Origin of the sequence: Anoxybacillus sp. ST70 (assembly GCF_019553625.1) — a bacterium.
Classification (GTDB): domain Bacteria; phylum Bacillota; class Bacilli; order Bacillales; family Anoxybacillaceae; genus Anoxybacillus; species Anoxybacillus gonensis.
The window spans coordinates 151,818-170,766 of record NZ_JAHZOF010000002.1; the positions used below are offsets into that span (position 1 = coordinate 151,818).

General features: G+C 40.6%; 16 protein-coding genes and 1 other annotated feature. Of the genes, 14 read left to right on the forward strand and 2 right to left on the reverse strand.

Translation table 11 applies throughout. The annotated features are described in order from the left end of the window. Positions 1-12: 12 nt before the first annotated feature. Positions 13-1,191: an ROK family transcriptional regulator gene (locus K1I43_RS03915; RefSeq protein WP_019416718.1), complete on the reverse strand. Its 1,179-nt coding sequence runs from the start codon at positions 1,189-1,191 to the stop codon at positions 13-15. 185 nt (positions 1,192-1,376) lie between these two features. Between K1I43_RS03915 and K1I43_RS03920 the strand changes: the two genes are divergently transcribed. The 9 genes from K1I43_RS03920 to xylB all read left to right on the forward strand — a co-directional run bounded on the left by K1I43_RS03920 (position 1,377) and on the right by xylB (position 12,811). Next, a complete protein-coding gene (locus K1I43_RS03920) occupies positions 1,377-3,113 on the forward strand; it encodes a sensor histidine kinase (protein ID WP_035065403.1) in 1,737 nt (578 codons plus the stop codon). Positions 3,114-3,119: 6 nt separating this feature from the next. Further along, positions 3,120-3,902, forward strand: a complete 783-nt coding sequence (locus K1I43_RS03925) for a response regulator transcription factor (RefSeq protein WP_019416720.1) — start codon at positions 3,120-3,122, stop codon at positions 3,900-3,902. A gap of 76 nt (positions 3,903-3,978) precedes the next feature. Beyond that, the gene (locus K1I43_RS03930) at positions 3,979-5,286 is read left to right on the forward strand and encodes an extracellular solute-binding protein (protein WP_019416721.1); all 1,308 of its coding nucleotides are present in this window, start codon (positions 3,979-3,981) and stop codon (positions 5,284-5,286) included. 72 nt (positions 5,287-5,358) lie between these two features. Beyond that, entirely contained in the window at positions 5,359-6,237 is an 879-nt protein-coding gene (locus K1I43_RS03935) for a carbohydrate ABC transporter permease (protein ID WP_019416722.1), read from the forward strand. Positions 6,238-6,283: 46 nt separating this feature from the next. Beyond that, positions 6,284-7,108: a carbohydrate ABC transporter permease gene (locus K1I43_RS03940; RefSeq protein ID WP_370628343.1), complete on the forward strand. Its 825-nt coding sequence runs from the start codon at positions 6,284-6,286 to the stop codon at positions 7,106-7,108. Positions 7,109-7,123: 15 nt separating this feature from the next. After that, positions 7,124-9,241: a glycoside hydrolase family 52 protein gene (locus K1I43_RS03945; protein ID WP_019416724.1), complete on the forward strand. Its 2,118-nt coding sequence runs from the start codon at positions 7,124-7,126 to the stop codon at positions 9,239-9,241. Continuing rightward, positions 9,238-9,864, forward strand: coding sequence for a YesL family protein (locus K1I43_RS03950; protein WP_019416725.1), 627 nt, complete (start codon positions 9,238-9,240; stop codon positions 9,862-9,864). The genes K1I43_RS03945 and K1I43_RS03950 overlap by 4 nt, the downstream gene beginning before the upstream one ends. Before the next feature lie 104 nt (positions 9,865-9,968). After that, a complete protein-coding gene (gene xylA / locus K1I43_RS03955) occupies positions 9,969-11,294 on the forward strand; it encodes a xylose isomerase (protein ID WP_019416726.1) in 1,326 nt (441 codons plus the stop codon). Positions 11,295-11,311: 17 nt separating this feature from the next. Continuing rightward, the gene (xylB, locus tag K1I43_RS03960; protein WP_019416727.1) at positions 11,312-12,811 is read left to right on the forward strand and encodes a xylulokinase; all 1,500 of its coding nucleotides are present in this window, start codon (positions 11,312-11,314) and stop codon (positions 12,809-12,811) included. A 50-nt stretch (positions 12,812-12,861) separates the two neighbouring features. Here the strand turns inward: xylB and sspI are convergent, their stop codons facing one another. Continuing rightward, positions 12,862-13,071, reverse strand: a complete 210-nt coding sequence (gene sspI / locus K1I43_RS03965; RefSeq protein ID WP_019416728.1) for a small acid-soluble spore protein SspI — start codon at positions 13,069-13,071, stop codon at positions 12,862-12,864. 84 nt (positions 13,072-13,155) lie between these two features. On the opposite strand from sspI, the gene msrA reads away from it, so the two are divergent. The 5 genes from msrA (at position 13,156) to K1I43_RS03990 (ending at position 18,900) form a co-directional block, all read left to right on the forward strand. Further along, complete coding sequence (gene msrA, locus K1I43_RS03970; protein ID WP_026011504.1) at positions 13,156-13,680, forward strand: peptide-methionine (S)-S-oxide reductase MsrA; 525 nt, start codon at positions 13,156-13,158, stop codon at positions 13,678-13,680. Beyond that, a complete protein-coding gene (locus K1I43_RS03975) occupies positions 13,677-14,429 on the forward strand; it encodes a TrmH family RNA methyltransferase (RefSeq protein WP_026011505.1) in 753 nt (250 codons plus the stop codon). The genes msrA and K1I43_RS03975 overlap by 4 nt, the downstream gene beginning before the upstream one ends. Positions 14,430-14,498: 69 nt before the next feature. Next, positions 14,499-14,734 (forward strand) — a binding site (T-box leader). 46 nt (positions 14,735-14,780) lie between these two features. After that, complete coding sequence (pheS, locus tag K1I43_RS03980) at positions 14,781-15,815, forward strand: phenylalanine--tRNA ligase subunit alpha (RefSeq protein ID WP_009361815.1); 1,035 nt, start codon at positions 14,781-14,783, stop codon at positions 15,813-15,815. Positions 15,816-15,830: 15 nt separating this feature from the next. After that, positions 15,831-18,245, forward strand: coding sequence for a phenylalanine--tRNA ligase subunit beta (gene pheT, locus K1I43_RS03985; protein ID WP_136260286.1), 2,415 nt, complete (start codon positions 15,831-15,833; stop codon positions 18,243-18,245). Between the two features lie 73 nt (positions 18,246-18,318). After that, positions 18,319-18,900 (forward strand): hypothetical protein, encoded by a 582-nt coding sequence (locus K1I43_RS03990; RefSeq protein WP_019416731.1) that lies wholly within the window; start codon positions 18,319-18,321, stop codon positions 18,898-18,900. The last annotated feature ends 49 nt before the right edge of the window (positions 18,901-18,949 follow it).

Below are 18,949 nucleotides of genomic sequence, written 5' to 3' on the forward strand. Positions count from 1 at the left end.
ATGCCTTTTATTTTACAGAAACACTTCTATTTTTTTCCCTTTTTTCAGGAAATCTTCGATGACAAAAAAAGAAATTCCTAATGCCGTTGAATAAAGCGATAATTTAGAAAAATGAATGTTGACATTCGCGCGGTGAAACGGCAAGGTGCGCTTGTCGATAACTTGTTGGATGGCAGGGAAAAGCCATTTTTTTGCCATCGATAAGCGGTTGCCGATGATGACTTGCTCTGGATTAAACGTATTGATCAAATTATTGATTCCAATGCCTAAATAGCGACCGATGCGCTCTAATAATGCGAGCACGTCTTGATGATTGTTTTCTGCCAATTGTAATAGTTCTTCTAACGATACCTCATTGTCAAAAAACGGACTCGCTCCATCCAATAGCGCTTTTTCCGAAGCATACAATTCCCAGCAGCCAATACTTCCACAGCGGCACGGTGGACCGTCGGCTTCGATCGTCATATGACCGCTTTCTCCAGAAAACCCGCTTGTTCCTCTATATAGCTCTCCGTTTAGGATTAAGCCGACACCGATGCCAATACCGGCACTTACGTAGATGATGTTACGAAAATCTTTACCTGCACCACTACGTTTTTCCCCATATGCACCAGCGTTTGCTTCGTTATCAATCATGACAGGAACGTGGAACGTTGCTTCGATGTCTTGTTTTAGCGGGATGTTTTTCCATCCTAAATTTGGGGCGAATAATAACTCTCCTTCTTTATCAACAATACCTGGAACGCCGATGCCAATTCCGACTAAGCCGTATCGGCTGTCTGGCATCCGTTCCGTTAAATATAAAATGGTTTCTTTTATACGTGTTAGGACAGAAGAATAATTTTTGTCATGAAACATCACTTGTTTTTCAAGGACGATATTTCCTTGCAAATCGGTTAGCACGCCAAGAATGTAATGAACCCCTAAATCAATGCCAATGGAATATCCGGCTTTTTCATTAAATAACAATAAAACAGGCCGTCGACCACCGCTTGATTCTCCTTGCCCGATTTCATACACAAGCTCTTCGTCCATTAACTCTTTTACTAAAGAAGAAACAGTCCCTTTATTTAATCCGGACCGTTGTGCCACATCCGCCCGTGACAAAGGCCCTTGGCTTTTCACCATATCAAGAACAAGCGATTTATTAATTTTTTTAATTAAATGTGGATTTCCAGTTATTCTTGTCAAATTTATCACCCTGATTATCAATGTATCACAATTGTATGAAAAATTCTAGTTCACTTTGTTTGTTTTATAGACAAACAAAATGGAGGGTTTTATAATGTAAGTCAAGAAGAAAGAAGGGGCGCCTTTTCAATCTAAATTTATATGGTGGGAACGTGTTTTAGTTATGTGAAGACAGAGGTGATTTAATGATCCATCTATATGTTAAACAAAAGATGGCTCGCTTTAATACGCTACGTAATCAAATTTTAACGATCTATATTTTTGTGATGACACTTGTGCTATTATTTGTAGGAGTTATTACATTTCATATTGTTTCGTCACTACTGAAGAAAAATGCAGAAGAACAAATACAACAAACAATTATTCAAGCAAATGGAAGGTTAGAATCTTTATATAAACAGTTAAATTCACTAACTGCCCAAATTGTGACTGATATATATGTTCAACGTACATTTTTGAAAGAAGTACAAGGTAAGTATTTGAGTTTTGAAGAGAGGCAGTATTTAATGCAAGTAGTAAACTCATATCAAACATATTTTGATGGTATTCAATCGTTTGAATTATATACAAACGATTATAAGCGAATATTTCCTCTAAATGAAATGAATTTAGTAGAGCGAGTGGGAGTAGAATGGATTCAGGAAATAAAAAAACAACGTGGCAAGATGGTTTGGATTGGGCAAGATCCAAAATCGTCTCATTTTTTTGTCGTTGCGCGTCAAATTCGATTGACAGATCATTCTTTTTCATCAGGCGGTTACTTGTTAGTACGGGTTAATACTGATTATTTTCAATTTAGTGGTTTTTCTGAACAAAAAATAAACAATCAAAGTTATACATTGGTATTAGATGAGAAAGGTCACAAAATTTTCTCAAGTTTGCCCGCATATCTCATACACGTTTTATATGTAAAGAAAAAAGAAGAAAAAAATTATATGGTTGTCGAGCAGACCTCACCTCTTACAAAGTGGAAGATAATTATCGTTACGCCTTTGGAAGCGCTTATAAAAGGTGTCGATATTTTAAAAAATGCAATAATTCTCTCAGGTACTTTTGGTTTTATCATCTTCTTTGCTTTTTCTTTTTTTCTATCCACTATTGTAACTCGCCCACTTTTAAAGTTAACGAAAATTATGCACGGTGGGAGGAACGGAAAATTAAAATTAAGCCCTCCGATTTCGTCTACTATTGAAATTGATGAATTAATTGAAACATACAACTCTTTAGTAAATGATATTAATCATTTAATACAAATGGTTTACGAAAAAGAGTTAGTTCGAAGTCAAGCGGAACTGAAAGCGTTGCAGGCTCAGATCAATCCACATTTTCTTTTTAATACACTTGATGCGCTGTATTGGTCGCTTATTGAAAGAGATGAAGAAGAATTAGCGAAATTTGTATTAAATATGGCTGAGCTGTTCCGTTACACAATTAGCCATTCTGATCATGATGAATGGGTGACAATTCGAGAGGAAATGGAACATATTCAACGTTATATGGAAGTGATGAGGGTAAGGTGGGGAGAACGATTTGTTTGGAAAATTACTGTTCCTGACCATTGTTTACATGTAAGAATTCCGAAATTACTCATTCAGCCGCTTGTTGAAAATGCAGTTCTGCATGGAGTTGGAAATAAAACAGGTATAGGTACAGTTTCAATCAGCATGACAGAATGTATGGAGGGAAATGAGTTGCTTATTAAGGTGCAAGATGATGGAAACGGTATGGATGAAAAAGATTTGAAAACGTTGAAAGAAAAGTTAACAAGTAAAACGGTTCCTTCGATGAAAGGGAGTGGGATCGCGCTCATGAATGTTAACCGACGATTACAGCTTTACTACGGCGAAGAGCGAGAGTTACTTATTCACAGCGAAGCAGGGAAAGGAACATGTGTAACATTTCAAATTCCTAAAAGTGGGTGAAGCTTCGTGAGAAGTATAAAAACGATTTTGATTGTTGATGATGAGCCAAGAGCACGTGAAGGAATGAAAAAGGTTCTAAATTTGTGGGCAATGGGAAAATATGAAATTGCATGTGCTAGTAGTGCTGAAGAAGCAGTTTCTATTTTACAAAAGAAAAAAATCGATGTGTTATTAACAGATATTCGTATGCCGCAAATTTCAGGTTTAAAACTTATTCGTACCCTTAAGGAAAAAAATGAAATTCCTATTATCATTATCTCGGCTTACTCCGAGTTTACGTACGCTCAGGAGGCGATCACGTTAGGTGTTGTAGACTATTTGCTTAAACCGGTAGATAAAGATAAACTGATTGAAGCGGTGGAGAAAGCACTTGATATATCAGAAAGTCTGGAAAAGGCAAAGAAGATCGAAAAGATTTTGGATGACCATGTCATAGGAATACACGAAGAGAAACTTTCTTCACCTATTAAAAAAGCGATTCAGTTCATTCATGAAAACCTCGACAAACCTTTTAGTTTAAGTGATGTATCTAAATATGTATATTTAAATTCGAGTTATTTTAGCGCCCTATTTAAGCAAGAAATGAATATGACGTTTAGTGAATATGTAACAAGATGTCGATTACAAAAGGCGAAAAACTTATTAATAAATACGAATTTATCGATTGCTGAAATTAGTAGCGTCGTAGGGTATCAAACATCTAAGTACTTTATTAAAATATTTAAAGAGTTTGAAGGGATTACTCCTTATCGTTTTCGAAAAGAGTATCTAAAAAAAATGGAATTTTAAATGATGAATGTTACCTTACTAGGAGCCATCACTCGTGCTACATTAGAAGTAAGAAAACGAAAGGGGGATTTTGAAAGTGTTAAAGAAAGCGCATACAATATTGTGGCTAGTTGTTTTAATGCTTGTTTTAGCGGGCTGTTCAGAAAAAACAGCTGAGAAAGACACAGAAGGAAAAGGTGAGGAAAAAGTAACACTCACTTTCATGCATCTTTGGCCGGCGGGAAGTTCTAAGCAGCATAACATGATTGTAAACGAAATTATTCAAGAGTTTGAAGCAGAAAATCCGAATGTAAAGATTAAACAAGAAATTTTGGAAAACGAACAGTATAAAAACAAACTGAAAGTATTAGGGGCTTCGAATGAACTTCCTGATATTGGGATGACATGGGCTGCAGGGTTTTTAGAGCCTTATGCGAAAGGAGGGCTCTTTACTCCACTAGATGATCTGTTAGCCGACGGATTGCGTGAAAATTTTGTTTCAGGTACAACAGAGCCATATGCATTAGAAGGAAAAACATATGCCCTTCCTTTAGAGTTGAATATTACTCCTATTTACTATAACAAAGGGATTTTTGAAAAATATAATTTGGAAGTCCCTAAAACATACGATGAGTTTAAACAAGTTGTACAAGTACTGGTAGATAACGGGGTTGCCCCTATTGCTCTAGGAAATAAAGATCGTTGGACAGGTTCGATGTGGTATATGTATTTAGCTGATCGTATTGGTGGAGCAGATACATTAAAAAATGCGATTAACGGGAGCGGTACGTTTGAGGATCCGAGTTTAGTACAAGCTGCAGAAGAAATACAAAATCTTGTGAGAATGAAAGCATTTATTAAAGGATTTAACGGTTTATCGAATGATGAAGCAAAGGCAGAATTTACAAATGAAAAGGCTGCTATGTATTTGATGGGAACATGGGATTTACCACAGTTCACAACAAATGAAGATATTCCAAAAGAATTTAGAGAAAAAGTAGGATTTTTCAAGTTCCCAGAAGTTGAAGGTGGAAAAGGAAATATTGATAGCTGGGTTGGTGGACCAGGCGTAGGGTTATTTGTATCTGAAAATTCAAAACATAAAGAAGAAGCGAAACAATTTGTGAAGTTCTTTGTTGAAAAATGGGGAGAACGTTCTGTCACAAGAGCTGGTGTCATTCCAGCAACAAAAGTGAATACCGCCAACATTGAATTACCACAAATGTATATTGATGTTTTAAATGAATTAGCAAATGCGAGCAACATTACATTATTTGCCGATGTGCAGATGAACCCAGAAGCCGCACAAACTCACTTGAATTTAATTCAGTCGTTATTTGGGGAAAGTGTCACACCGGAAAAATTCGCAAAACAGCACCAAGAAGCATTGTCTAACACACGCTAGATATGAAGAACAGAAAAAGGACATATTTTTATAATATGTCCTTTTTCCTCAAAGTATGAGGGAGGAAATAATATGGACAAAGTAATGTCTGATAAACGTGTCATCGCATTATACGTTCTACCTGCTTTATTAATGATCGTTATATTAGTTTATGTCCCGATTATTATGACGGGATATTATAGCTTAATGCAATGGGATGGAATAGGTGAAAGAACATTTATTGCATTGGACAACTATAAACAGTTATTAAAAGATAGTATGTTTTGGAAAAGTGTATATCATTCATTTTTATTAGCTGTTTTTTCTGTTTTGAGCCTTGGTGGTTATTTAGTTGTCTCTCTTATTCTTGCGGGAAGGATAAAAGGCGCAAATATGCTTCGGAAAATTTATTTAATTCCTATGTTGCTTTCCTCTGTGGCTATTGCTCAGTTATGGTTAAGAATTTATCATCCTTCTAACGGAATGTTGAACCAATTTCTTTCATCTTTAGGGGTAGATGATCCTCCAAATTGGCTTGCTGACCCTTCAATTGTACTATATTCTGTTTTTATACCTATAATTTGGCAATACGCAGGGTTTTATATATTGATCTACTACGCAGCTTTAAAAAATATCCCATCTTCCATTATTGAAGCAGCTATTATTGATGGGGCTAATCCTTGGCAGTTAGCATATAAAATTAAATTGCCGCTCATTGCTGGTGTAATCAAAGTGACAATCGTATTGGCTGTTGTCGGTTCTTTGAAATATTTTGATTTGATTTATGTAATGACTGGCGGTGGACCAAACGGAGCAAGTGAAGTTATTGCTTCTTACATGTATCAAAAAGCATTTCGTAGTTTCAATTTTGGATACGGGAGTGCAATTGCTTTTTCTCTGTTGATTCTTTGTATTGTTGCTACGTGGTTAATTAGAAAGTTAACGCACACAGAAGAAGAAGTTCAATATTAATAGTGTATGGGGTGCTGATACGATGGAGAAATCGACATATATATATATGAAAAAAATAGGCATGTTTCTTTTTTATATGATGCTATTTTTAGTAGCTGGATTACAAATACTTCCTCTTGTCTGGTTATTATTTTTCTCTCTGAAAAACAACCAAGAAGTATTTAATACGCCTCTTTTTTCTTTACCTTCCCCTCCACGTTGGGAAAACTATGTGAAGGTATGGGTTGAAGGGGATATTGGTCTTTATTTTTTCAACAGTTTGTGGATTACTACTGTATCAGTCATTTTTACCGTTTTATTAGCTAGTTTTGTAACGTTTGCGATTACACGGATGAATTGGAAACTTAAACATGTCGTACTTGGATTGTTCATGGTCGGATTAATGATTCCGATACACTCGACACTTATCCCTTTGTTTAACTTTTTTATGAAAGTGAAGCTCATCGATCATCCGATGTCGATTGTTTTAACAAATATAGGTTTCAATTTACCTATCACGATTATGATTTTACTAGGTTTTTATAATGCTTTGCCACGTGAACTTGAAGAATCGGCTGTGATGGATGGTTGCTCTGTGCATCGTATGTTTTTCCAAGTAATTTTGCCAATGACTTCCCCGGTTATTGTAACAACGACAATTATTAACATGATTTATAACTGGAATGAGTTTGTATTTGTTAACACATTCATTAGTTCAGACGAGTATAAAACATTAACAGTAGGAATACAAAATTTCATCGGACAGTATACAACCGATTGGGGAGCAATTGGAGCTACTTTAATGATTAGTGTGTTACCAATTTTAATTATTTTCTTCTTTTTAAGCAATAAAATTATGGAAGGAATTACAGCTGGGGCAATTAAAGGATAAGAAAGGGGTATGGTTATGCCGAAAAATATGTTTTTTAATGCGCATCATTCACCAGTCGGAGCATTTGCTAGTTTTACACTGGGGTTTCCCGGAAAAAGTGGAGGATTAGATCTCGAATTAGCTCGTCCTCCAAGACAAAATGTGTTTATTGGTGTAGAGTCATTAGAACAGTCAAATGTATATGATGTATTGCCATTTTTACAAATGGAAAATGAAGATGAAAGCAGACGATACGATATTGAAAACCCAGATCCAAATCCGCAAAAACCAAACATTCTTATTCCGTTTGCAAAAGAGGAGATCAAGCGCGAATTCCGTGTGGCAACCGATACGTGGAAATCTAGGGATTTAACGTTTACGATTTATTCGCCAGTAAAGGCGGTGCCTGATCCTGAAACAGCAGCCGAGGAAGAACTCAAGTTGGCGTTGGTTCCGGCTGTAATTGTAGAGATGACGATCGATAATACAAACGGAACAAGAACACGGCGGGCGTTTTTTGGATTCGAAGGCACCGACCCGTACACCTCGATGCGGCGGATCGATGATACGTGCCCGCAGTTGCGCGGGATTGGCCAAGGACGGATTGTGGGCATTGTCTCCAAAGACGAGGGTGTTCGCTCTGCGTTGCATTTTAGTATGGAAGATATTTTAACAACACCGCTTGAAGAAAACTGGACATTTGGACTTGGGAAAGTTGGGGCGTTAATCGTCGATGTGCCGGCGGGAGAAAAGAAAACATATCAATTTGCCGTTTGTTTTTACCGCGGCGGCTATGCAACGGCGGGAATGGATACTTCTTATTTTTACACCCGTTTCTTCAATAATCTCGAAGAAGTCGGCCTTTATGCGTTAGAGAAGTCGGACGTATTAAAGGAGCAGTCGTTCCGTTCGAATGAACTCATTGAAAAAGAATGGCTCTCCGATGATCAGAAGTTTATGATGGCGCATGCGATTCGCAGCTACTATGGCAATACCCAGTTGCTTGAGCATGAAGGAAAGCCGATTTGGGTCGTTAATGAAGGCGAATATCGGATGATGAACACGTTTGATTTAACGGTTGACCAACTCTTTTTTGAATTGAAAATGAACCCTTGGACGGTGAAAAATGTACTTGATTTGTATGTGGAGCGATACAGCTACGAAGATTGTGCCCGTTTTCCGGGAGACGAAAAGGAATATCCGGGAGGCATCAGCTTTACCCATGATATGGGAGTTGCTAACACATTCTCGCGCCCACATTACTCGTCATATGAGCTATATGGCATTAGCGGCTGCTTTTCGCATATGACACACGAACAGCTCGTCAACTGGGTGCTTTGCGCGGCGGTATACATTGAGCAAACGAAAGATTGGGCATGGCGCGACAAGCGGCTCGACATTTTGGAGCAGTGCCTTGAAAGCATGGTTCGCCGCGATCATCCAGACCGAGAAAAGCGAAACGGAATTATGGAACTTGATAGCACGCGCACGATGGGTGGCGCAGAGATTACAACATATGATAGTTTAGATGTTTCCCTCGGCCAAGCGCGTAATAACTTATATTTAGCAGGAAAGTGCTGGGCAGCCTATGTCGCGCTTGAGAAATTGTTTAGCGATGTCGGCAACGAAGAGCTAGCCGTGTTAGCTGGTGAACAAGCGGAAAAATGCGCAGCGACTATCGTAAGCTATGTGACGGATCAAGGATATATCCCAGCGGTGATGGGGGAAGGAAATGACTCAAAAATCATTCCAGCCATTGAAGGGCTTGTATTCCCTTATTTTACGAATTGCCATGAGGCGTTAAAAGAGGATGGACGTTTTGGGAAATATATTCAAGCGCTGCGCAACCATTTGCGTTATGTATTACAGGAAGGAATTTGCCTCTTTCCAGACGGCGGATGGAAAATTTCCTCGACAAGCAACAACTCGTGGTTAAGTAAAATTTATTTATGCCAGTTTATTGCTCGCCACATTTTAGGGTGGGAATGGGACGAACAAGGAAAACGGGCTGATGCGGCTCATGTCGCGTGGCTCACGCATCCGACGCTCTCCATTTGGAGTTGGAGCGACCAAATTATCGCTGGTGAAATTAGCGGCAGCAAATACTACCCGCGCGGCGTAACGAGCATTTTATGGTTGGAGGAGGGAAGATGAAAGGGCAACTGTACTGGGAGGAAGGAAAACTTTTTCGTTTATGTGAATGGGGAATGAGATTAGCGTATGTGAATGTTCTTTGGTTTTTCTTTACTTTCGCTGGGCTGGTTGTGGCTGGAATCGCTCCATCTTCCATTTCTTTATTTACTGTTATGAGAAAATGGCTGACAGGACAAGAGGATATTCCTGTATTTCAGACGTTTTTTTCCACATACAAAAAAGAATTTTGGCGAACAAATGCAATAGGATTTGTTTTAGGAACCGGTGCCGGTGTATTGTTTCTTGATTTTTTATTTATGACTTACACGAAAGGGATGCTCTCCCTCATACTTTTGGCATTTTTGCTGATGATTACGATGTTTTATTTCATTGTTTGCTTGTATATTTTTCCGGTTTATGTTCATTACCATTTGCGAGTAGTTGATTATATAAAACATTCATTTTTCATCGGAATAGCTAATCCGGCAACAACATTGACGCTGACTATCTCGGTTATTTTGATAGGAATGTTGTTTTTGTCTATACCGGCGCTCATTCCGTTTTATGGAGCTAGTTTATGTTCTCTCATTGTAATGAAAGGGGCATTAAAATGTTTCCGAAAGATAGAGGGGAAATTGTCATAAACTTATAACAAACAAACTTTGTTTATCTAATAGACAAACAAACAAAAAGGCGTTATACTGTTATCAGAAGTTCGATTTCACTAAATGACGAGGAGGATTTTAGTATGGCGTATTTTGAAAACGTTGACAAAGTGGTGTATGAAGGCCCGGCATCGGAAAATCCGCTTGCGTTTAAGTTTTATAATCCGGAAGAAAAAGTCGGGGATAAAACGATGGAGGAGCATTTGCGCTTTTCGGTGGCGTATTGGCACACATTTGTTGGGGATGGGGCAGACCCGTTTGGGGTTGGTACGGCGATCCGCCCGTGGAACCGATACAGCGGAATGGATTTGGCAAAAGCGCGTGTGGAGGCAGCGTTTGAGTTATTTGATAAGCTAAACATTCCATTTTTCTGCTTCCACGATGTCGATATTGCCCCAGAAGGAGCGACGTTAAAAGAAACGTATCAAAACTTAGATACGATTGTTGATATGATCGAAGAATACATGAAAACAAGCAAAACCAAGTTGCTTTGGAATACAGCTAATTTATTTACACATCCTCGTTTTGTACATGGTGCAGCCACTTCTTGCAATGCAGATGTGTTTGCGTATGCAGCAGCAAAGGTGAAAAAAGGCTTAGAAATTGCCAAACGACTTGGTGCAGAAAACTATGTATTCTGGGGCGGGCGTGAAGGCTATGAAACGTTGTTAAATACAAATATGAAGCTCGAACTGGACAATTTAGCCCGCTTTTTGCATATGGCGGTTGACTATGCGAAAGAAATTGGCTTTGACGGGCAATTTTTAATTGAGCCAAAACCAAAAGAACCAACGAAGCATCAATACGACTTTGATGTTGCAACAGCATTAGCGTTTCTACAGACGTATGGACTAAAAGATTATTTCAAATTCAACATTGAAGCAAACCATGCGACATTGGCAGGTCATACATTTGAACATGAACTTCGCGTAGCGCGCATTCACGGAATGCTCGGTTCGGTCGATGCCAACCAAGGCGACCCGTTGCTTGGCTGGGATACCGACGAATTCCCAACAGACTTGTATTCTACTACTCTTGCGATGTACGAAATTTTACAAAATGGCGGACTCGGAAAAGGCGGATTGAACTTTGATGCGAAAGTAAGACGCGGTTCGTTTGAACCAGAAGACTTATTCTACGCCCATATTGCCGGAATGGATAGCTTTGCGATTGGACTAAAAGTGGCGTATCGTTTAATTGAGGATCGTGTGTTTGAATCAGTTGTTGAGGAACGGTATAAAAGCTATACAGAAGGAATTGGCCGGGATATCATTGATGGGAAGGCCGACTTCCATACACTAGAGGCATATGCATTAAATCTTCGCGATATTTCCAATCGTTCAGGACGGCAAGAACGTTTAAAAACGTTGCTTAACCAATATTTACTTGAAGTTTGTGTAGCTCGTTAACGAAATGAGGGATGAACTTGGAACACGTCATTGGCATCGATTTGGGAACGAGTGCAGTTAAAGTATTACTTGTTGACTGGACTGGAAAAGTAAAAGGGGAGTGCACAGAGGCGTATCCCCTTTATCAACCATATTCAGGATATAGCGAGCAAAATCCAGAAGATTGGGTAGAAAAAACGATTACTGCATTACGAAAAGTGTTGCAAGTATCAAATGTCGATCCCAGTTCGATTGTCGGACTCAGTTTTTCTGGACAAATGCATGGGCTAGTATTATTATCTGAAAACAATGAGGTTGTACGTCCAGCCATTCTTTGGAACGATACAAGAACGACAGAAGAGTGCCGATTAATTGAAGAGAAAGTTGGAAGAGATAAGTTGTTGTCCATTACAAAAAATCGGGCACTTGAAGGGTTTACGTTACCCAAATTATTATGGGTAAAAAAGCACGAACCGCATCTTTATAAACAAGTCCGTACGTTTTTATTACCAAAAGATTATGTTCGCATGCGTCTAACGGGTCATATCGCTATGGAATATTCTGATGCAGCAGGAACGTTGCTCCTAGACATAAGTAAAAAGGTGTGGAGTGAGGAAATTTGTCAGGCGCTCGATATTAATATTCATTTATGTCCGCCATTAGTTGAGTCCACGGATTATGTTGGTACATTGTTGCCGGAAATAGCAGAAAAAACCGGATTGTCAAAAAATACAAAAGTATTTGCTGGTGGAGCAGACAACGCATGTGGGGCAATTGGTGCGGGCATTTTAGAAGAAGGACAAACGATGTGTAGTATCGGGACATCTGGTGTCGTGCTTGCATTTGAACAAACTGGTGAAAGAGAATTTGGAGGAAAAGTACATTATTTTAATCACGCAAAACCAAATTCGTACTATATTATGGGTGTAACGTTAGCTGCGGGATATAGTTTTGATTGGTTTAAGCGAACGTTTTTAAATCACATGTCTTTTTCTGAAATTGTCAAACGAGCGTATCAATCATCTATTGGAGCGAACGGACTATTGTTCACACCGTATTTAGTTGGGGAAAGAACTCCTCATGCAGATGCTGATATTCGTGCTTCTTTTATCGGAGTGGATGCTATTCATACATCATGGGATTTTGCGCGCGCTGTATTAGAAGGGATTACGTTTTCTTTAAATGAATCTGTCGAAATCATTAGAGCGAGTGGAAAACGTGTGGATACAGTCGTTTCGATTGGCGGTGGGGCAAAGAGTGAAGAGTGGTTACAAATTCAAGCAGATATATTCGCTACACCAATCGAAAAATTAAAGAATGAACAAGGTCCAAGTATGGGAGCTGCGATGATTGCGGCCTACGGTTGTAAGTGGTTCCCATCTTTAGAACACTGTGCTCGTATATTTAAAGACGTAGAACAAGTTGTTGAGCCGAATAGCCGAGCTGTAGAAAGATATAAAGAAATTTTCGAAATGTATAAAGAAATATACCTACAAACAAAGGAACTGTCGAAAAAATTGAAAGCGTTTAGACGATAAAAATCCCCCCTTAAAATAAATTGTGCAAGAAATAGCCTTCGCATGGAAGGCTATTTTTTTACTGCTTCTTCTAATGTGGCAAGCATCGATTGTTTTTGTTCATCTGTTGCATGATTCCATAATGCTTCAAACAAGACGCCAAGACCAGGCAAATATTTTTCTTCCCCTTGTTGAATCGCATCGACGATCGTATGTTCTAATTGGTCTTTTGAGCTGTTTGCGACGTTTGCCATCACGGCACCACGTAAGTTGAAGTCCATTGTTTTCACTCCATTCTTTATGTATTGCGTACGTAGTTTTTGCTATAATGGTAACTACTATTCATTAAAAGAGGAGAGAGAAAGATGGAAAAAGCAACATTTGCTGGAGGTTGTTTTTGGTGCATGGTCACTCCGTTTGAAGAGCTTGATGGCATTTACGGCATCGTTTCTGGATACACCGGCGGTGATGTGGAAAATCCGACATATGAACAAGTGAAAACAGGGACGACAGGGCATTATGAAGCGGTGCAAATTACGTTTGATCCGAGTGTGTTTCCGTACGAAAAATTGTTAGAGTTATATTGGTGTCAAATTGATCCGACGGATGATGGCGGGCAATTTCATGACCGCGGTCCGCAATATCGAACAGCTATTTTTTATCATAATGAGCGGCAAAAAACATTAGCGGAGCAATCGAAAAAACAACTAGAAGAAAGTGGACGTTTCTCAAAACCGATTGTCACCAAAATTTTGCCTGCGACAACGTTTTATCCAGCAGAAGACTATCATCAAAATTACCATAAAAAAAATCCGAAGCACTATAAAGAAGACCGCGCTGCTTCAGGTCGCGATGAATTTATTGCGAAACATTGGGGGAACAACGAGTGAAACGAATTGAATCACCGAAAAATGAGCGAGTGAAGCAATGGAAAAAACTTTTAACGAAAAAAGAGCGCGACAAAACCGGATTGTTTCTCATTGAAGGATTTCATTTAGTCGAAGAGGCAATAAAAAGCGGCGTTCATATTGAAGAAATCATCATCGCTGAACATGCGACGATTCCAGCAAGCTGGAACGTTGCGCATATTCCGATGACGATTGTGACAAATGACGTGATGAAAGCAATTAGCGACACGGAAACACCGCAAGGCATCGCAGCGGTATGCAAACAATTGCATTGGAACGTCGACGATGTGCAAACAGCATTGTTCATTGATGCCGTTCAAGATCCGGGGAATGTAGGGACGATCATTCGCACCGCAGATGCCGCAGGAGTAGACGTCGTTGTTGTTGGTGAAGGGAGCGCAGACGTATACAATGCAAAAGTCATTCGTGCGACGCAAGGCTCACTGTTTCATTTTCCTGTTATAAAAGGAGACATCGGACAATGGATGGCTCGCTTTCAAAATGAACATATTCCGATTTATGGCACATCGCTTCAAAATGGGGTAGACTATCGTTCTGTCGCTCCTTCGTCATCATTTGCATTAATTGTTGGCAACGAAGGAGGCGGAGTGAGTGAGCAATGGCTAAAACAGACGACAGCGAATTTATATGTTCCGATTTATGGAAAAGCGGAATCATTAAACGTCGCCATTGCGACAGGCATTTTACTGTATCATTTACAGAAAAAATAAACGTATGTTTGCATGATTACCTTGCACCTGATGGCACATTTGCTTATAATAAATGAAGAATTTCATGATGAAAAGACGATGATCGAGAAGAGTAGCTTGCCGATCGCCATTCAGGGAGAAAACGCCATAGACTGCGAGCGTTTTTATGGTAGAAGCAAGTGAATTCACCTCGGGAGTTGACGCTTGGACCATTTTGCATATGCAAAATGTAAAGGCGTTCCGGTGGAAGCCGTTATCTGAATGAAGTGAGCTATGCGAACGGCATAGCTAACAAGGGTGGTACCGCGAGTGCACTCGTCCCTTATGTGAGGGGCGAGTTTTTTTATTTATATAGATCAGAGGAGGGTTTTTATGAAGGAGCGGTTACAACAGCTTCAACAAGAAGCACTTGAAAAAATTGAACAGGCAAACGATTTAAAAGCGCTCAATGACGTGCGCGTCGCATATCTCGGCAAAAAAGGCCCAATTACAGAAGTGCTGCGCGGCATGGGGGCATTGTCTCCTGAAGAGCGTCCTGTGATGGGAGCGCTTGTGAACGAAGTGCGCGAAGCGATTCAAACAGCGCTTGAAGCAAAGCAAGCAACGCTTGAACAAGCAGAAGTCGAGAAAAAACTAGCAGCGGAAGCGATTGATGTGACACTTCCAGGACGCCCGATTAGACGCGGGAATCATCATCCGTTGACGCGCGTCATTGAAGAAATTGAAGATTTATTTATCGGCATGGGCTATACGATTGCCGAAGGACCGGAAGTCGAAAAAGACTATTACAACTTTGAAGCGCTCAATTTGCCAAAAGGTCATCCTGCGCGCGATATGCAAGATTCCTTTTATATTACAGAGGAAATTTTATTGCGCACGCATACGTCACCTGTGCAAGCACGCACGATGGAAAAGCATCAAGGACGCGGTCCAGTAAAAATCATTTGCCCGGGAAAAGTGTATCGCCGCGACAACGACGATGCAACACATTCGCATCAATTTACGCAAATTGAAGGGCTTGTCGTTGATGAACATATTCGCATGAGCGACCTAAAAGGAACGTTGCGCGAGTTTGCTCGCAAAATGTTTGGTGAAGACCGCGACATTCGTTTCCGCCCGAGCTTTTTCCCATTTACTGAGCCGTCGGTCGAAGTTGATGTGTCATGTTTTAATTGCGGCGGACACGGATGCGGAGTATGTAAAGGTACTGGCTGGATTGAAATTTTAGGTGCTGGGATGGTTCATCCGAACGTGCTGGAGATGGCGGGATTTGATTCGAAAAAATATACAGGCTTTGCGTTCGGGATGGGGCCAGAGCGTATTGCGATGTTGAAGTACGGCATTGATGATATTCGTCATTTTTATCAAAACGATGTTCGTTTCTTGCAACAATTTAATCGGGTGTAAAAGGAGGTTGGCATGATGTTTGTTTCATATAAATGGCTACAACAATATGTTGATTTAACAAATATTACGGCAAAAGAATTGGCTGATCGCATCACAAAAGCAGGCATTGAAGTGGAAAGTGTTGAGGTGCGCAATAAAGGAATACAAGGTGTCGTCATCGGACATGTACTTGAGCGTGAACAACATCCGAATGCTGATAAATTAAGCAAATGTTTCGTTGATATCGGTGAAGGAGAGCCGGTGCAAATTATTTGTGGGGCACCGAACGTCGCAAAAGGACAAAAGGTTGCCGTTGCGAAAGTTGGTGCGGTATTGCCTGGAAATTTCAAAATTAAACGCGCCAAATTGCGCGGTGAGGAATCGAACGGCATGATTTGTTCGTTACAAGAACTTGGCGTGGAATCAAAATTAGTGCCGAAAGAATACGCTGATGGCATTTTCGTTTTCCCAAGCGATGCGCCGGTCGGAGCGGATGCGTTAGAACTACTTTACTTGGATGACGAAGTGTTAGAATTAGGATTAACCCCAAACCGTGCCGATTGTTTAAGCATGATTGGCGTTGCTTATGAAGTAGCGGCTATTTTAGGACGGAGCGTGAAGTTGCCGGCAATCGAACTTCACGAAAACAGCGAAAGCGTTTATGATTACATTTCCGTACGCGTCGACGCGCCAGAAGACAATCCGTTATATGCGGGACGTATTGTGAAAAACGTGAAAATTGGTCCATCTCCGCTTTGGATGCAAGCGCATTTAATGGCAGCCGGCATTCGACCGCATAATAACGTCGTTGATATTACGAACTATATTTTACTTGAGTACGGCCAGCCGCTTCATGCGTTTGATTACGACCGCCTCGGTTCAAAAGAAATTGTCGTTCGCCGCGCGAAAGCAGGTGAAACGATCGTGACGCTCGACGATGTAGAGCGGACGCTGACAGAAGAGCATCTTGTCATTACAAACGGCAAAGAGCCTGTCGCTTTAGCCGGTGTGATGGGCGGCGCGAACTCGGAAGTAAAAAATGACACAACGACCGTGTTTATTGAATCCGCGTATTTCGCAAGCCCGATTGTTCGCCAAGCGGTCAAAGATCATGGGTTGCGCAGCGAGTCGAGCACACGTTTTGAAAAAGGCATCGACCCAGCGCGGACAAAAGAAGCGCTTGACCGCGCGGCGATGTTAATGGCGGAATATGCTGGCGGTGAAGTCGTTGGCGGCGTGGTGGAAGTGAACACACTGCAACGAAAAGATGTCGTTGTCACGATTACACTAGACCGTATCAATAATGTGCTTGGCACAACCATTACGAAAGAAGAAGTGGCAGGCATTTTAACGAACTTGCAATTTACGTTCACAGAAGATAACGGAACGTTTACGATTGCTGTTCCATCGCGCCGCCGCGATATTGCGATTGAAGAAGACATCATCGAAGAAGTGGCGCGTCTTTATGGATATGACAACTTGCCAGCAACTCTTCCAGTCGGGGAAGCAAACCCAGGCAAGCTCACACCATACCAAGCAAAGCGTCGTAAAGTACGCCGTTATTTAGAAGATGCGGGCTTGTTCCAAGCAATTACGTACTCGCTCACAAACGAGGCGAAAGCGACGATGTTTGCGCTTGAAACGGCGGAACCGATCCGTTTGGCATTGCCAATGAGTGAAGAACGAAGCGTCTTGCGGCAAAGTTTAGTGCCACACTTGCTTGAAGCTGCAAGCTACAACCGTGCTCGCCAAGTCGAAAACGTAGCGCTATACGAAATCGGTTCGGTATATTTAGCAACGAATGCAAACGAGTTGCCAAACGAAAAAGAGCGGTTAGCCGGTGTCTTGACAGGAGTATGGCATGCGCATGTATGGCAAGGAGAGAAAAAAGCGGTCGATTTCTACGTTGCAAAAGGCATTTTAGACGGTTTATTTGCGCTGCTAGGATTAGAGAACCGCGTGGAATATAAGCAAGCCAAACGCGAGCACCTTCACCCAGGGCGTACAGCAGAAATTTTATTAGATCATAAGACAATCGGTTTTGTCGGTCAGCTTCATCCGGTCGTACAAAAAGAATTTGATTTAAAAGAAACGTATGTGTTTGAACTAGACATTGAAGCATTGTTGAAGGCGGAAGTAGATGACATTCGCTATACAGCGATTCCACGCTTCCCATCCATTACGCGCGACATTGCCCTTGTTGTCGATGAACATGTCGTCGCGGGTGAGTTGCAAAAAGCGATTATCGAAGCAGGCGGCGAACTATTAAAAGACGTATCGATTTTCGACGTCTATAAAGGAGACCGCCTTCCTGAAGGCAAAAAATCAATTGCCTTTGCGCTCCGTTACTACGACCCAGCGCGGACATTAACAGATGAAGAAGTAACAAACGTTCATGAACAAGTGATCAAAGCGGTCGAACAACAATTCGGCGCCACATTGCGCGGATAAAACGAAGCCCCCATCTGATGCACAAGCATTGGATGGGGGTTTTTATGTCCTCATCGAATGGATGAGGGCGTTTTTGTCTAGTCCGCCAAAATTGGCGGGCACACCGCCAAAAAATGGCGGAGTTCGACAATATGTTGGTGGTGAAGAATGGAAAAAAGTGAAGTATAATCAAACTATCAAAACGAAAGGAGGAATTTTTAAAATGATTCGTCAATTGACCAGTATAGTAACAGCGGTAATGCTTGTTGGAGGAGTTTTATTTGGCATAGGAAAAGATTCATTGGCAAATTCCGATCAAAAGGTGGTTAATTCCTCAAAACAATCTGGAACGATTACTCCTCAATCGATTGCATCAAAGACAAAAACAACAACGATCCAAGTTGGACAAACCGTTCAAACTTTGTATGTGACAGGAACTTTTGAAACTCAGTATAGTGATGTTCATAAAAGGAAACTGTTTTCGGGAGTCAAATCGATCTCCTCAAAAGCGTCTGGAAGTGGAACGTGGACACAGACAGGATATAGTGCGGAATTAATTGATGGTGGTCGCACATACGTCATTACAGTGTCAGGAAAATATTCTTATAACGGTGCAACATATACGATTTCCACAAGTATAGAATTTTATTGCAATGCTAATGGTTCTATAGGATAGATAGTAAGGGAAAAGACTTGTCACAATCTTCGACAAGTCTTTTTGTTTT

Excerpts from the sequence above, each read along its gene's own strand:
- K1I43_RS03935 (WP_019416722.1), top strand. The coding sequence starts at position 5,359 with ATGGACAAAGTAATGTCTGATAAACGTGTCATCGCATTATACGTTCTA.
- K1I43_RS03950 (WP_019416725.1), top strand. The coding sequence starts at position 9,238 with ATGAAAGGGCAACTGTACTGGGAGGAAGGAAAACTTTTTCGTTTATGT.
- K1I43_RS03920 (WP_035065403.1), top strand. The coding sequence starts at position 1,377 with ATGATCCATCTATATGTTAAACAAAAGATGGCTCGCTTTAATACGCTA.
- msrA (WP_026011504.1), top strand. The coding sequence starts at position 13,156 with ATGGAAAAAGCAACATTTGCTGGAGGTTGTTTTTGGTGCATGGTCACT.
- xylA (WP_019416726.1), top strand. The coding sequence starts at position 9,969 with ATGGCGTATTTTGAAAACGTTGACAAAGTGGTGTATGAAGGCCCGGCA.
- sspI (WP_019416728.1), bottom strand. The coding sequence starts at position 13,071 with ATGGACTTCAACTTACGTGGTGCCGTGATGGCAAACGTCGCAAACAGC.
- pheS (WP_009361815.1), top strand. The coding sequence starts at position 14,781 with ATGAAGGAGCGGTTACAACAGCTTCAACAAGAAGCACTTGAAAAAATT.
- K1I43_RS03945 (WP_019416724.1), top strand. The coding sequence starts at position 7,124 with ATGCCGAAAAATATGTTTTTTAATGCGCATCATTCACCAGTCGGAGCA.
- K1I43_RS03940 (WP_370628343.1), top strand. The coding sequence starts at position 6,284 with ATGAAAAAAATAGGCATGTTTCTTTTTTATATGATGCTATTTTTAGTA.
- pheT (WP_136260286.1), top strand. The coding sequence starts at position 15,831 with ATGTTTGTTTCATATAAATGGCTACAACAATATGTTGATTTAACAAAT.